The organism is Embleya sp. NPDC059213 (assembly GCF_042754445.1).
In the GTDB taxonomy this organism is placed as follows: Bacteria; Actinomycetota; Actinomycetes; order Streptomycetales; family Streptomycetaceae; genus Embleya.
In genome coordinates this window covers 1-14,985 of sequence record NZ_JBHZAV010000216.1, presented here as the reverse complement: position 1 = coordinate 14,985, position 14,985 = coordinate 1, and the positions used below count along the sequence as shown (strand labels likewise).

Below are 14,985 nucleotides of genomic sequence, written 5' to 3'. Positions count from 1 at the left end.
GGCCCGGCCGGCGTGTCGCCGACCGGGCCCGTCGCCGGCGATTCACCCCGAGGTGCGGGATCCCACCGTCGGCAGGTAGCGCGGCGCCTTCCAGGCGTCCAGTCGACGCTCGACCGCCGCCCCCAGCGACAGCAGTTCGGCGTCCCGGTGGTCACCGGCCATCAGCAGCACGCCGACCGGCAGTTCGCCCACGAAGCCGGCGGGCACCGACAACGACGGGTAGCCGGACACGGCCGCAGGGGTCGAGGACGGGATCACGTCGTTGTCGCCGCGGACACAATCGGTGGTCCAGGCGGGCGGGTTCGTCGGCGAGGCGATCGCGTCCAGGCGATGCGCGGCCATGGTCTCGTCGATCGACCGCCGGGAGAGATCCTTCAACTCGGCGCGCGCCGCCCGGTATTGCGGGTCGGTGGTCGGCGGCGCGGCCAACGCCTGCTCGAACAACTCCTGACCGGCGAAGCAGGTCTGTTCCGCCGGGTGACTGCGGTTGAACTCGATCAGCTCGGCGAGGTTCCGCGGCCCCTGCCGGGTGGCCAGGTAGGCGTCGATGTCCCGGTGGAACTCGCTGAGCAGCGCCGGGAACTCCAACTCGGCGAGTCGTTCCTGGTAGGGGAGGTTCACCTCGACCACTTCGGCGCCCGCCCGGCGCAGGCGGTCCGCCGTACGGGTCATCAACGCGTCCACGTCCGGCCCGAGCGTGGGCAGTCGCCACAGACCGATGCGCTTGCCGTGCAGACCGCCCGGACGGGTGGAGTCGCCGGTGACGTCGAAGGTTTCGGCGAGGCGCGGCAGTCGGCCACCGCTGAGGACCGCGAGCGTGAGCGCGGCATCGGTCACGTTGCGTGCCATCGGCCCGGCGGTGTCCTGCTCGGCGGAGATCGGCACGACACCGGCCTGATCGACCAGACCCAGGCTGGGTTTGTGGCCGACGACACCGTTCGCCCCGGCCGGGCACACGATCGAACCGTCCGTTTCGGTGCCGATCGCCACCTGGGCCAACGACGCGGCGAGTGCGGCGCCCGAACCGGCCGACGAGCCGCAGGGGTTGCGGTCCAGCACGTACGGATTCCGGGTCTGCCCGCCCACCGCGGACCATCCCGAGGTGGGCCTGGCCGCACGGAAGTTCGCCCATTCGGAGAGATTCGTCTTGCCGAGGATCACCGCCCCCGCGTCGCGCAGCCGGGTCACCAGCGCGGCGTCGGCGTCCGGCGCGTGGCCGGCCAGCGCCAGCGACCCGGCCGTCGTCGGCAGACCGCGGGTGTCCACGTTGTCCTTGAGCAGGATCGGAATGCCGTCGAGCGGGCCACGACTCTCGCCGCGCCGACGCCGGTCATCGCTGGCGGCCGCCTGGCGCAGCGCCGTCGGGTCGGTGCGCAACACCGCGTGGATCCGCGGGTCGACGGTCTTGATCCGCCACAGGTAGGCGCCGGTCAGCGCCGACGAGGTCAACGAGCCACGCGCCATCCGCGCCTGTAACTCCGCAATGGTGACCGTGTCGAGGTCGACGCCCAATCGGGCCGGCGAATCGCCGGCGGCGGCGGTCTCGGCGGCCTCGGTGGCCGAACTCGGCGAACCCGTCACCAGGCACCCGGCGACCAGGGCGGTGATCAACAGGGCAACGCTCTTTTTTGTCATGCGGGTCATCGCACTACATCCGGGTGCCCCGGCACAAGGACGAGGTGCCACCTGCCGGGAACGAGAGCCTCGCGTTCACGGTTGGGTTCCGGACCGTCCACCCGCCCGGAGCGCACCTCGCGGGCGCTCCGGGTGGGGAGGAGTGTGGCCGGTCAGGTGGTGGCGTTCCCGACGACGTCGTACATCGCCTGGGTCAGGTCCCCGAAGCCGTTGGACATCAGATAGGGGCCGTACGCCCAGTTCGGGGTGCTGCCGTGCACGATCGCCCAAACCGCGTCCCACCAGGGCGAGTTGCCTGCGGAGTTGGTGAAGCGCGAGGTGACCGCGATCTGGGTGCCGGTGCCGGTGGCCGGGTCGAAGTTCTGCAACCAGGGTCCGCCACTGGAGCCGGGCGACATCGCCGAGGCCATGTCGTGGGCCAGGTTGACGGTCGAATCGTTGATCGTGTTGCCGTGCGCGTACATCAGGGACCGGCCGTCGAAACCGCGTCGCAGTGAGGGGGCGACGCCGAAGTCGGCCGCGGTGGTGCCGTCGCTGTTCTTCGTCCAGTACCAGTTGCGGGTGTTGTCGGTGGGATAGCCGAACTGGTGCAGCGAGAGCGGGTTGGCCGCCACGCCGAAGGCGATGTTCTGGCCGCCGGTGAGTTGTTGGATCGGGGTGGGGTCACCGGGGCGTTCCACGGTGGCCATCGCGACGTCGCCGCCGGAACGGAAGGTGCTGTCCGCGTCCCAGGTCGGGGTGATCCAGGCGCGAGTGACGCCCCAGACGCCGTAGGGCGCGATGTCGGTGCCGGGCAACGGCGCGTTGTTGCTGTCGCCACCGGTGTAGCGGGGCACGTTCGCGCCGTTGAAACCGGGGATGAACACCGCGTTGGTGACCACGTCGTCGCCGAGTCCGCCGCGGATGTTGGCGGTCACCTTGAAGCAGTGGCCCGCGGTGACGATGGTGCTCCGGTTGGCGCCGGCGATCACGTTCGCCGAACACGAGGAGGGCACGAGCGAACCGTCGAACGAATTGCGGTACACCATCAGGAGCTTGCCCGCGGTCCGCGAGATCGCGCCCTGGCCGGTCCACGGCTTGCTCAGGTCGTCCCAGCCGCCGGGCGGCGGGACCGCGTCGGCGCCGTCCGAGTTGAGACCGTACGCGCCGATCCGCGCCACGTTCCAGAAGCCGACCTCGGCCTGCAACATCCCCGCGTGGTTGACCGGGTCGCCGGCGACCGGTCGGGGGAGTTCGACCGGGGCGGTGTTGTCGGCGTGCGCCGCCGGAGCCGCGGTCAGCGCCGCGGCGGTGAGGGCGAGCACCCCCACCACGGTCGCGATCTTCTGTCTTAACCTGCTTCGTATGGGCATGCAGGCAAGGTGGGTAGGAGGGGTGCAACTGTCAATGTCACCAAGTGGTTTGACCGTCCGGCCGAGGTGATCCCGGACACGGTCGGCGGGATCAGCGGCGGGGTGATCCCGGTGGGTCGATCGGGTCGGCGAACGCGCCGCCGGGGCCGAACACCAGGTGGGCGAAGCGTTCGCCGATCCGGCGGTGGGTGGCGGGGTCCGGGTGCAGCGCGTCGGGCAGCGGCAGTTCGGCGTGGTCCGCCGCACCGTAGAGGTCGAGGCCGTCGAGGTGGTGCAGGTGGGGATCGTCGACGGCACGCTGCCGGACGATGCCGGCCAACTCGTCCCGGATCACGCCGAGTGTGAGCTTGCCGGCGGCGACCTGCGCGGGATCGCCGCCGGCCGTGAACCGCACGCGTCCCTCCCGCATCGCGTCGAGGTCCAGGGCGCTGGGCCCCGGGGTGTGCTCGTGGATGGGGCAGTGGATGGGCGAGACGACCAACAGCGGCGTGTCGGGGTGCCCGTCGCGGATGGTGTCGAGGAAGCCGTGCACGGCCGGGCCGAAGGCACGCAGTCGCATCAGGTCGGTGTTGACGAGGTTGATGCCGATCTTGACGCTGATCAGGTCGGCGGGCGTGTCGCGCATCGTGCGGGCGGTGAACGGGTCGAGCAGGGCACTGCCGCCGAACCCCAGATTGATCAGTTCCGCGCCTCCCAGGCGTGCGGCCACTGCGGGCCAGATCCCGGTCGGGGTGGCCGCGTTGGAGCCGTGGCTGATCGAACTGCCGTGGTGCAGCCAGACCTTGCGGCCGTCGGGCGGTGGCGCGGACACGGGGGCGTCGGTGCGCAGGGCGACCAGCAGGGTGGTCTCGTCGTGCGGCAGCCAGATCTCGACGTCCTTGTCGTCGACGGGCAGGCCGGTGAACCGCACGGTCGCCACCGGCCCGAGTCGGGTCTGTGCGGTGCCGGCGGCCAGATCGATGGTGAGCGTGTCGCCGTCGGTGACCTCGGCCCGGTCCACGACCCGTCCGTCGACCACGAGTTCGTACACCCCGTCGGGGCGCGGCGGGGCGCCCGGGTAGACCCGTTTGGTGGCCACGACGTCCAGTTCGACGGCGCCGGCCCGGGTGCGCAGGGCCAACCGCACGCCGGAGGGCTGCGATTCGGCCATCGCGAGCTGACCGTCGGGGATCTGCCGCCGGGCGCGGGCGGGCAGTCGGTGGGGCAGTACGCCGCGGTCGGTGTGCTCCAGATCGAGGGCGCCGCGCACCAGGTCGGCGGTGATGGGGGTGGTGACCCGGTCGGGTTCGGAGTTCATTGCCTCGGTCTCTTCGATCGGGAGGGACGGACGGGAACGGGCCACCGGGAGGATACCCCTAGTCGGCGAGCAGGTCTTCCAGTTCGGCGGCGAACAGGAGGGCGGGGTCGAAGGCCATCCCGGCGAAGTGGCCCGCGAGTTCGAGGGACAACACGCCGTGGAGCCGGGTCCACAGGCTCAGGGCGCGGTGCAGCACGGCGGGTGGGGCGGGGTGGTGGGCGGCCCAGTCCCGGTGGTTTTCGAGGTGGGCGTCGAGCGGGGTCGTGGGGCGGTCGGGCGGTGTCACGGAGCAGGCGTCGAGCAACATCGTCATCAGCTCGTTGGCGATCAGGGTGACGTGATCGGGGGCGTGGTAGCCGGGCACGGGGGTGCCGTAGATGAGGAGGTAGCGCTGTGGGTCGTCCAGGGCCCACCTGCGCATGGCGTGCGCCAGGGCGGCCGGGTCGGGCCCGGGGGCGGACGCCGCCTGGAGGGCGTCGGCGAGGCTGCGGTAGGCGTCGATGACGAGCTCGGTGATCAGGTCGTCGCGGCCGGCGTAGTAGCGGTAGAGGGCGGGTCCGCTCAGGCCCATGCGTTTGGCGATCGCGTTGAGCGAGAGCGCCGAGGCGCCGGCGGTGGCGATCTGTTCCCGGGCGTGTTCCTTGATCTCCGCACGCACCTGGCTGCGATAGCGCTCCCGGGGGGTCGCCGCATCGGTCTCGGTCATGGTCTGCCTCTTTCCGGACCTCGGTGGACCTCGGGGACCTCGATGGCTACATGCTCAAGGTCTGGTTAGAAGGTATCACGAACGTTCTTGACGATGACAGCTTGCAGGCGTTACAACTTATAACGAACGGCAAGACTACTAAGACTTTCCGGCGGCGCGGTACCTCCGTTCCATGCGCCCGACCAGCACAGACAGGGAGCACCTCATGACAGCCGTGGCAACCGCCCCACCCGCGGGCACGGACCGACGCATGCCCCGGGCGGTGACCATCAGCGCGTGGGCCGTGCCCGTGATGGTCCTCGCCCAGTTCGCCCTGCTCGCGGTCGTGCCGGTGACCATCGCCCTGGTCGTCGCCCTCCGGCGGGTGCGCGACCGGGCGGTCCGCCGGGCGGCCGCGCTCGTGGCCGTCGCCTTCGCGATCCCGCTCACCGTGTGGTTGGTCCGGCCGGACGGCGCGCAAAGCCTGTCCAAGGACATCCATCCGGCGTTCGTCGGCCTGATCGTGGCCGCATCCGCCGTACTCGTCCTCACCGTCCACCGCGCCTCCCGCCGGCTCCGGAGCCTGCCGGCGCGGTGAGCCCGCCCCGACCCGAGCCGCACCCGGCAGGCGGCCGACCGGGGCACGGTGCGGGGCGTGGGCATGCCATTCGGGTGAACCGGGGTGACGGTGGTTGCCGGAGCCGTGACCGCCTCGTTGAGAGGAGTGCGCGCCGCAATCGAGCGGCGCGGACGCTGCGCTATACGGGAGATTTCGTGAACTCGTTGAAGAAGGCCGGTGTCCTGGCCGCCGGTACCGCCGCCCTCGTGATGGGAGGCACGGGCGCCGCGAGCGCGAGCTCCGAGGCCAACGCCGCCGCCGTGAAGTCCTCGGGTGTCTTTTCCGGGAACATCGGCCAGTCCCCGTTCCACACGCCGGCCGAGGGATGCGGCAACACCGCCAACGCGGGCGCCGCGCTCAACCCGGCGTTCGGCAACGCCTGCATCATCGCCGAGACCGAGTACGACATCGAGGACGAGGACGAGGGCTACGAGCACGAGGGCCACCGCCCGCAGGGCCACCCGCACGGTGGTTACCAGCACGACAGCGGCCACCGCTCGCTGCTCGACCGCGTGGGGGTCTGACCCTCCTCGCTCGCCACCGAAGCCGCGAGCACCGCGACGTCGGCCCCGACCATCGAAACGGTCGGGGCCGACGTCGTGCCGGTCAGGCGTGCGGTGCGGGGTTCAGCAGGGCTGGTCGATGTGGTCCGGGTGGAAGTGCACGGCTCCCAACACCTGCGGATCGAAGAGATCCAGGAGCCCGCTCAGCGGCTCGTCGGGCTGGTCGGGTCCCCACAGTTCCAGGGCCATCTCGCCGTGATAGAGCATCGGCCAGCGCACGTAGTGCCGGCCGTCCGCGGGGTCGTGCAGCGCGCGGGAGGCGCTCAGGGTGGAGCGGGCGACGTCGATCATCAGGTCCGTGCCACAGCCGAAACCGTACGGATAACGATCCCGGTCCGGCGGGATGCTCTCGATCAGCGTCGGGTCGGCGTGCGAGACACCGACATGCGCGTGCAGGCCGGCCCGGATGGCCGGCACCTCGTGCGTACCGTTCGGGTCCCACTGCCAATGCCCGGCCGCGTTCCGGCCGATCCGCACGGTGGGCGCCGCCTCGAAGAGCGCGCAGACCTCCCACGCCTCCACCGACGGTGCCATCGGCTGCGTGCCCACGGGCGCCAGGACGCGCAACCGGCCCTGGTTCAGCCGATGATCGACGGCCACCAAGTCGCCGGCGGAGAGGTCGCGCTTGTCGACGCCCCAGCGTCCGGACGCGGTGACCACGAGCGCGTCGAGGTCGGGGTCGAAGGCGAAGAGCATGCCCTCGCTGAAGCCCTGGAGGTTGAGGTACATCGCGTACGTGCGACTGAGCCGGGGCGATACGAAGTCGGCCATCGCGTGCGGGGCCGGCAACAACCCGAGATCCCCCATCCGCGTCCCGGCCACCGCCAGGCTGCGCGGCGCGCGGGCGGCGGCCCACGCTTCGGCGGTGATCGCGTCGCGCACCACGTCGTGGCGACCGGCCACCTCGTGCGCACAGGCCGCGGCGACCAGCCGATCGCAGATGCCCTGGGCGACGTGCTCGGTCTCGGTGGGGTGCCCGCCCTCCATCGTGCACAGGGTCGCCTCGGCGACCTCCCCGGGCAGCGCGCCGGGGGTGATGAACACGACCGTGAACACACCCACCCTGGCCATCAGGATGCGCGCGGCGCGCACCACGTCGGGATGCGCCAACTCGCTCATCCGCTCGGACACTTCCGCGACCGCGACCAGTCGGCCTACCGCGCCCTGGCGCCCCTGCTCCTTGCGGAGCCTGAGCATCAGCGGAGTCTGTTCCTCCATGATGCGGTCGGCCAGCGGAGCGGGGCCGGCCGGCACCGAGACGCCCACCAGGACCACGTCGAGCCTGGTCCCGTTGTCTCCCGGCGCGATCACCCGGTGCCCGCCGCGCACGAACGCCGCCGCCAGGTCGTCCAGGAACGACCGCACCGTGCCCGACAGTTCCGGGGCCGGGTCGATCACCCGGACGGTGCACGAACGCCACCAGTCCAACTCTTCCAGTCGCCGGCCGGGGGCCGGGACGGTGGATTGCGCCGTCATTGAATCCGCTCGGGTCACGGTCATGCGGGGGCTCCTGAGGTTGCTGCGCGGAAGGCGAGGACGGCGTTTTGACCACCGAACGCGACCGAGGTGGAGATCGCGGTGTGCAGGCGGGCGGGGCGGCGCGGGGCCTTGGCAACGACGTCCAGATCCATGTCGGGGTCGGTGCACCGGTGATTGGCGGTGGGCGGGATGCTCCCGTGTTCGAGGGTCAGGACGGTCACGGCCGCCTCGATCGCGCCGCCCGCGCCACCGGAGTGGCCCAGGACGCTCTTGACGGCGGTGACCGGCGGGCGGTGTGCGAAGGTGGCCGCGAGAAAGCGGGCCTCGGCGGCGTCGTTGAGGACCGTGCCGGTGCCGTGCGCGTTGACGTGGTCGACGTCGCCCGGGCTCCAACCGGCGTCGGCCAGGGCCGCGCGGGTGGCGATTCGGGCACCGCGACCGTCGGGGTGCGGCGCGGTGAGGTGATAGGCGTCGTTCGCGGAGCCGTAGCCGGACAGCAGGGCCCGCACCCGAGCCCCACGAGCACGCGCGTGCTCCAGCCGCTCCAGGACCAGGACCCCGATGCCCTCGCCCAGGACGAATCCGTCCCGGTCGGCGTCGAACGGCCGACAGGCCCGGTCCGGGTCGCCGGAACGGGTGGACAGGGCGCCCAGTTGGGCGAAGGCCGCGGCGGTGATGCGGTTGCACATCGTGTCCGCGCCACCGGCGAAGACGATGTCCAGGGTGCCCGCGCGCACCAGGTCCCGGGCGACGCCCAGCGCGGTGGCCCCGGACGCGCAGCCGGCGGCGGGGGCGAAGTTGGTGCCCTGGGCGCCCAGATCCAGGGCGACCTCGCTGCCGGCCGTGTTCGGCAGGGAACGGGGCAGCGCGGCCGGGGAGATCGCGGTGACCCGATCCGCGCTCAGCCGCGCCATCGCCTCGGTCAGGGATTCCATGCTCGGACCGCCCGCGCCGATGATCACGCCGACCCGGGTGGGGTCCCAGGCGTGCGGATCCAGGGCGGCGTCCGCCATGGCCTCGCGGGCGGCGACGACGCTCATCTGCGCGGGACGATCCATCCGGCGGGACAACCGTCGGCCCAGCAGGGCGTCCCCGTCGAAGCCCGGGACCGCGCAGCAGACGTCCACGGGCAGGCCGGCCAGGACCGGGTCGCGGCGAGCCGTGGAAACGCCCGCGCACACGGTTCGCCAGGTGGCCTCGACGCCGATCCCGCCGGCGGTGACCAGGCCCAGACCGGTGACCGCGACCTCGGCGGCAACCAACTCAGCCATCCGAGGACGAGGCATGGACCGGAGCCGCGGCCGGGGCGGCGGCGGGCGCGTCGGCGGGCGTCGCCGGGCCGGGGATCGCCCGGCCGAACGGCTCGGCCCGCGGCGCCGCCTCGAACGCCGCGGCGGCCTCGACCAACGTGGTGTCCTTGTCCAGGTTGCCGAGCCCGCCGAAGTCCTTGTCCGTCTGGTCCGCGACGATGACCGCCAGTTCCGCCAGCGACAGCGAGTCCAACTCCAGCGAGTCGAACGTCGCTTCGGGAACGATATCCGCGGCGTCGATGCCGAACTCCTGGACCAGCAACTCACACAGCATCGCGTACACGGGGAATGCCTTCCTGCTCGGTCGGACCGCGCACACCCGGCGGCGCGTCGCCGTACCAACAACCCCGATCGGGTATGCGATCGAGCATCTTGTGTATCGGTGGCGAGGTCGGGCGCAAAACTCCCGCGCGGCCGCCCCGACGCCCCCGAACCCGCCTTTCACCTGGGGTGATGGGTCGGGAACGGCATCGGGAGCAGGCCGCGATGTTCACCCGCAAGTACGCAACCATCGGGGCCATGGACGCACGACGGCGGCCGCAGGCGTGACCTTTCCCAGGCCGCGCGGTTAACCAGCCGTCCGGGTGCGCGAGATGGGCCGCGGGCGGTCGCCGACCCGAGCCCCACCGGCGCCGGGACTCCGTCGGCCCGAGCCGTCGACGTCCCTCGGGCGCCGCGCGGTGCGCTCGCGCTCGCTCCGACGCCCGTACGGGGTTCGTTCCGACACCCGTTCCGAGATGGAGGCAATAATGTCCACGGCCCTGGTCACCGGCGCCAGTTGTGGTCTCGGCGCCGACCTCGCCCGCGCCCTCGCCGGCCGCGGCCACGATCTGATCCTGGTCGCCCGCGGTGTCGAGCCGCTGGACCGACTCGCGGTCGAACTCGCGACCGAACACGACATCAAGGCAAGCACGTTGCCCGCCGACCTGACCGTCGAGGCCGATCTCGAACGGGTGGCCGAAGCGGCGTGCGACGTCGACATCCTGATCAACAACGCCGGCGCGGCCCTGGGCACGTCCTTCGACCGCACGGCCTGGGCGGACGAGCAACGCATGCTCGCCCTCAACGTGATCGCCCCCTCCCGGCTCGTCCACGCGGCCCTGCCCGACATGCTCCGCCGGGGCGGCGGGCGGATCCTGACCGTGTCCTCGGTGGCCGCCGTCGGACCCGCCTGGCAGGGCACGGCGTACGGCGCGACCAAGGCGTACGAGTTGGCGATGACCCAGTCGTTCGCCTACTCCCGACGCATCCGCACGTCGCCCGTAGCGCTGACCGCGCTGGTGCTCGGCTACACCGGATCGCAGTTCCACCTGCGAGCCGGCATCGGCGCGCCGCCCCCCGCGCTCACGCTCGCCTCGTCCTACGTCGCGAAGCAGGCGGTACGGGCCATCCACCGGCGCCGTCCACCGGTCGTGTGCGTGCCGAGCCTGCGCTACAAGGTGCTGGCGGCCCTGCTGCGGCACGCCCCGTACCGGACCCTGGGCATGCCCGGCCTGGCCAAGGACTTCAGCACCGGCCCGGACCGGCCCCACGGCCGCGACACCCGACCGGCGCACGAGGCGACCAGCGGCGCTGCGCCGAACGGGTGACGACCGATCAGGCGATCATCGGGACCCGGGCCTCGGCTCTCTCCGGTTCGCCCCGATCGGTCTTGGGCATGCGGCGATTCGTGGTCGTTTCCGACGGTCTGCTCCCTGTAGCCTGCCCGGTCTGCGACACCGCCACGGCCGGTCGACGAAACGTCGTCACCGGTGGAACTGCCGTGTCGCAGAGCGCACATCGTTGGTTCACAGGAGGGGTCCGTCGAGTGTTCAGTCGTGTCGCCATCGTCAATCGTGGTGAGGCCGCGATGCGGCTCATCCACGCCGTGCGGGAGTTGGCCCAGGAAACAGGGACCCGGATCGAGACGGTCGCCCTGCACACCGACGTCGACCGCGCGGCCGGCTTCGTGCGCGAGGCCGACCTGTCCTACGATCTCGGCCCCGCGTCCGCGCGCCCCTACCTCGATCACGCGGCCTTGGAGCGCGCGTTGCGGGCCACCGGCGCGGACGCCGCGTGGGTCGGCTGGGGCTTCGTCGCCGAGGATCCCGCGTTCGCGGAACTGTGCGAGAGGGTCGGCGTCACCTTCGTCGGACCGAGCGCGGAGGCGATGCGCCGCCTCGGGGACAAGATCTACGCGAAGCTCATCGCCGAAGAGGTCGGCGTGCCCGTCGCGCCGTGGAGCCGGGGCGCGGTCGAGACCCTGGACGCCGCGTTGGCGGCGGCGGCCCGGATCGGCTACCCGCTGATGCTGAAGGCCACCGCGGGCGGGGGCGGGCGCGGCATCCGGGTGGTCACCGGCGAGGCCGAACTGACCGACGCCTACGAGCGCACCAGCCAGGAGGCCGAGCGGGCGTTCGGCAGCGGCGTCGTGTTCCTGGAGCGCCTGGTCACCGGCGCCCGGCACGTCGAGGTACAGGTGATCGCCGACGGCGCGGGCACCGCGTGGGCACTGGGCGTCCGCGACTGCTCGATCCAACGGCGCAACCAGAAGATCATCGAGGAGTCGGCGTCGCCGGTCCTGGACGCCGAACAGGCCGCCGAACTCAAGGCGGCGGCCGAACGACTGGCCGTCGCCGTCGACTACCGCGGCGCGGCGACCGTGGAGTTCCTCTACCACCCCGGCGACCGGCAGTTCGCCTTCCTGGAGGTCAACACCCGCCTCCAGGTCGAACATCCCATCACCGAGTGCACCACCGGATTCGACCTGGTCAAGGCACAACTGCGGGTGGCGTCGGGCGGCCGGCTGCACGGCGCGCCGCCGGCGGAGCGCGGGCACGCCATCGAGGCCCGGCTGAACGCGGAGGACCCCGACCGCGACTTCGCGCCCTCACCGGGCCGCATCGTGCGCTTCGACCCGCCCACCGGCCCCGGCATCCGGGTGGACACCGGCGTCGGCGAAGGCGACACCATCCCCGCCGACTTCGACTCGATGATCGCGAAGATCATCGCCTACGGCCACGATCGCGAGGAGGCGCTCGGCCGGCTGCGCCGGGCGATGTCGCAGACCAGGGTGATCATCGAGGGCGGCGCGACGAACAAGAGCTTCGTGCTCGACCTGCTCGACCAGCCCGAGGTGATCGACGGCAGCGCGGACACCGGCTGGATCGACCGGGTGCGCGCCGAGGGCCGGCTCGTCACGCATCGGCACTCCGCCGTGGCGCTGGCCGCCGCCGCCATCGAGGCGTACGAGGAGGAGGAACGCGTCGAGCGGCAGCGGTTGTTGTCCACCGCCTCGGGCGGACGCCCCCAGGTGCGGCACGAGAGCGGCCGACCGCTGGATCTGAAGCTGCGCGGCGTGGGCTACCGGGTGCGGGTCGCGCGAGTGGGCCCGCATCGGTTCCGGGTCGGCATCCAGGCGGGTGACGTGGTGCGCACCGCCGACGTCGAACTCGACCGCTTCGATTGCCACACCGGGCAGATCCTGGTCAACGGCACCGCGTACCACCTGCTCACCGCCACCCACGGGCCGATCCACCTGGTGGAGGTCGACGGCGTCACGCACCGGGTCGGCCGCGACGAGGGCGGCGTGGTGCGCTCGCCCGCTCCCGCGCTGGTGGTCGCGACGCCGCTGGAGGTCGGCGCCGAGGTCGAGGCGGGCGCCCCGGTGCTCGTGCTGGAGAGCATGAAGATGGAGACGGTGCTGCGCGCGCCGTTCCGGGCGCGACTCAAGGAATGCGCCGTATCCGTGGGCAGTCAGGTGGACACCGGGGCACCGCTGATGCGCCTGGAGCCGCTCGGCGACGACGACGCCGAGGTCGAGGACACCGCGTCCGTGGACCTGGATCTGCCGGTCGCTTCCGAGGCGGTCCCGACGGCGGAGCGCGCCGCGCGCGGCCGGGAGGACCTGCGCGGGCTGCTGCTGGGCTTCGACGTCGATCCGCACGACGAACGCCGGGTCCTGGACGACTACCTCGCCGCGCGCCGGGCGGCCATCGCGGACGGCCACGAACGACCACTGGCCCAGGAACTCGAACTCCTCGACCTGTTCGCCGACCTCGCCGAGTTGAGCCGCAACCGCCCGGCGGGCGAGGACGGCGGCGGCGAGGGCCATGTGCACAGCGCCCGCGAACACTTCCACACCTACCTGCAAAGCCTCGACGTCGAACGGGCCGGACTGCCCGAGGCGTTCCGGGCCAAACTCGCCAAGGCCCTGGGGCACTACGGCGTCACCGAGTCGGAGCCCTCGGCCGAGTTGGAAGCCGCGGTGTTCCGGATCTTCCTCGGTCGCCAACGCGCGGCCGCCGACGTCACCGTCGTCACCACGCTGTTGCGGGTGTGGCTGCGGGAGGCGCCGCCGGACGCGACGCTGAGCGAGGCCGTCGGGCACGCCCTGGAGCGGCTGGTGGCCGCGACCCAGGTCCGTTTCCCCGCGGTCGCCGACCTCGCCCGGGGCCTGGTGTTCGCCTGGTTGGCGCAGCCGCTGCTGCGACGCAACCGCGCCCGCGTCTACACCGCGGTCCGCAGGCACCTGCGGCATTTGGACGCGCACCCGGACACCCCGGACCGCGCCGAGCGGATCGCCGCGATGGTGCGCAGCACCGAACCGCTGGTGCGGCTGCTGGGCCGCCGACTCGTCCGCGACGACCTGGACAACACCGTCATGCTGGAGGTGCTGACCCGGCGCTACTACGGCAACAAGGGCCTCACCGGCGTGCGTTCGAGCCGGGCTGCGGGGTGCACGTTCGTGGTCGCCGAGCGCGCGGGCTCGCGCCTGGTCTCCGCCGCGGTGCGGTTCGACGAACTGGGCGACGTGCTGCGCGGGCTCGCCGAAACGGCGGCCGGCGAGGAGGCGGTCGAGGCCGACGTCTATCTCGCCTGGGAGAAGCAGCCGGCGGACCCCGACGCGATGGCGGCGGCGCTTCGCGAGGTGCTGGACGCGAACCCGCTGTCGAACCCGGTCCGCAGGATCACCGCCACCGTCGCGGGCCGCGGCGGCGCGGTGATGCACCACCACTTCACGTTCCGCCCGACCGGCACCGGGATGGCCGAGGAGCGGCTGATCCGGGGTCTGCACCCGTATATCGCGCGGCGCATGCAGTTGGAGCGGCTGAGCGAGTTCGACCTCACCCGATTGCCGTCCTCGGACGAGGAGGTCTACCTGTTCCGGTGCGTCGCGCGGGCGAACCCCAGCGACGACCGCCTGGTCGCCTTCGCCCAGGTCCGGGACCTGACCGAGCTGCGCGATCACGACGGCAGGCTGGTCGCGCTGCCGACGGCCGAGAACGTCGTCGCCACCTGCCTCGACTCGATCCGCCGCGCCCAGTCGCGCCGACCGGCGGGGAAGTACGCCGACACCAACCGGATCGTGATCTACGTCTGGCCGCCGAGCGAGATCACCCGCGCGGAACTGGAGACGATCGCCGAGCGCGTGGTGCCCACGATCGAGGGCGCCGGGTTGGAGGAGATCGTGTTCATCGCCCGCCGGCGCGACCGGAGCAGCGGCGAACTGGGCAAGATCGCGGTGCGGATCGCCTTCGACGCCTCCGGCGGCACCGAACTCACCGTCGGCGAGCGCTCGGTCGAGCCGGTCGAGCCGGTCGACGACTACCGCAGCAAGGTGCTGCGCGCGGCCGCTCGCAAGACCGTGTATCCGTATGAACTCACACGCTTGTTGGGCGAGTTCGTCGAGTACGACCTGGACGACGCGAACCTGCTGGTGCCGGTCGACCGGCCGCGGGGCAACAACACCGCGGCGATCGTCGTCGGTGTGGTCGACACGCCGACCGCGCTGCATCCCCAGGGCGTCACCAGGGTCGTCTTGCTCGGCGACCCGACCAAGTCGCTCGGCGCGTTGTCCGAGCCGGAGTGCCGCCGGGTGATCGCGGCGCTCGACCTGGCCGAGCGCCTGCGGGTGCCGGTGGAGTGGTTCGCGTTGTCGGCGGGTGCGCGGATCTCGATGACCTCGGGTACCGAGAACATGGACTGGGTGGCGGCGGCGCTCAAGCGCATCGTCACGTTCACCCAGGACGGCGGCGAGATCAACATCGTGGTCGCCGGGATCAC

Annotated in this window: 11 protein-coding genes; 4 read left to right on the top strand and 7 right to left on the bottom strand. The window is 72.1% G+C overall.

Annotated elements, in window-relative coordinates; genetic code table 11:
- Nucleotides 1–42 precede the first annotated feature (42 nt).
- The 4 genes from ACFXMF_RS41625 to ACFXMF_RS41610 all read right to left on the bottom strand — a co-directional run bounded on the left by ACFXMF_RS41625 (nt 43) and on the right by ACFXMF_RS41610 (nt 4,990).
- A complete protein-coding gene (locus ACFXMF_RS41625; protein WP_360311376.1) occupies nt 43–1,635 on the bottom strand; it encodes an amidase in 1,593 nt (530 codons plus the stop codon).
- A 152-nt stretch (nt 1,636–1,787) separates the two neighbouring features.
- Nucleotides 1,788–2,987 (bottom strand): hypothetical protein, encoded by a 1,200-nt coding sequence (locus tag ACFXMF_RS41620; RefSeq protein ID WP_360311374.1) that lies wholly within the window; start codon nt 2,985–2,987, stop codon nt 1,788–1,790.
- Between the two features lie 91 nt (nt 2,988–3,078).
- Nucleotides 3,079–4,284 (bottom strand): SGNH/GDSL hydrolase family protein, encoded by a 1,206-nt coding sequence (locus ACFXMF_RS41615; protein WP_379992493.1) that lies wholly within the window; start codon nt 4,282–4,284, stop codon nt 3,079–3,081.
- Nucleotides 4,285–4,342: 58 nt separating this feature from the next.
- Nucleotides 4,343–4,990: a TetR/AcrR family transcriptional regulator gene (locus ACFXMF_RS41610; RefSeq protein WP_360311370.1), complete on the bottom strand. Its 648-nt coding sequence runs from the start codon at nt 4,988–4,990 to the stop codon at nt 4,343–4,345.
- Nucleotides 4,991–5,195: 205 nt separating this feature from the next.
- On the opposite strand from ACFXMF_RS41610, the gene ACFXMF_RS41605 reads away from it, so the two are divergent.
- Nucleotides 5,196–5,567 carry a hypothetical protein gene (locus ACFXMF_RS41605; protein WP_379992492.1) on the top strand — a complete coding sequence of 124 codons (372 nt, stop codon included), beginning with the start codon at nt 5,196–5,198 and terminating at the stop codon, nt 5,565–5,567.
- A gap of 176 nt (nt 5,568–5,743) precedes the next feature.
- Nucleotides 5,744–6,112, top strand: coding sequence for a chaplin (locus tag ACFXMF_RS41600; protein WP_360311366.1), 369 nt, complete (start codon nt 5,744–5,746; stop codon nt 6,110–6,112).
- Between the two features lie 102 nt (nt 6,113–6,214).
- Here the strand turns inward: ACFXMF_RS41600 and ACFXMF_RS41595 are convergent, their stop codons facing one another.
- Genes ACFXMF_RS41595 through ACFXMF_RS41585 form a run of 3 tightly spaced genes read right to left on the bottom strand, consistent with a single transcriptional unit; the run spans nt 6,215 to nt 9,214 of the window.
- Nucleotides 6,215–7,627: a hypothetical protein gene (locus ACFXMF_RS41595; RefSeq protein ID WP_379991882.1), complete on the bottom strand. Its 1,413-nt coding sequence runs from the start codon at nt 7,625–7,627 to the stop codon at nt 6,215–6,217.
- 20 nt (nt 7,628–7,647) lie between these two features.
- Nucleotides 7,648–8,901, bottom strand: a complete 1,254-nt coding sequence (locus ACFXMF_RS41590) for a beta-ketoacyl-[acyl-carrier-protein] synthase family protein (RefSeq protein ID WP_360311362.1) — start codon at nt 8,899–8,901, stop codon at nt 7,648–7,650.
- Nucleotides 8,894–9,214, bottom strand: a complete 321-nt coding sequence (locus tag ACFXMF_RS41585; RefSeq protein WP_360311598.1) for an acyl carrier protein — start codon at nt 9,212–9,214, stop codon at nt 8,894–8,896. The genes ACFXMF_RS41590 and ACFXMF_RS41585 overlap by 8 nt, the downstream gene beginning before the upstream one ends.
- Before the next feature lie 475 nt (nt 9,215–9,689).
- Between ACFXMF_RS41585 and ACFXMF_RS41580 the strand changes: the two genes are divergently transcribed.
- On the top strand, nt 9,690–10,529 hold the full coding sequence (locus ACFXMF_RS41580; protein WP_360311360.1) for an SDR family NAD(P)-dependent oxidoreductase: 840 nt from the start codon (nt 9,690–9,692) through the stop codon (nt 10,527–10,529).
- Nucleotides 10,530–10,747: 218 nt separating this feature from the next.
- Nucleotides 10,748–14,985, top strand: a 4,238-nt coding sequence (locus tag ACFXMF_RS41575) for a biotin carboxylase N-terminal domain-containing protein (protein ID WP_380017944.1), incomplete at its 3' end; no start/stop codon positions are given.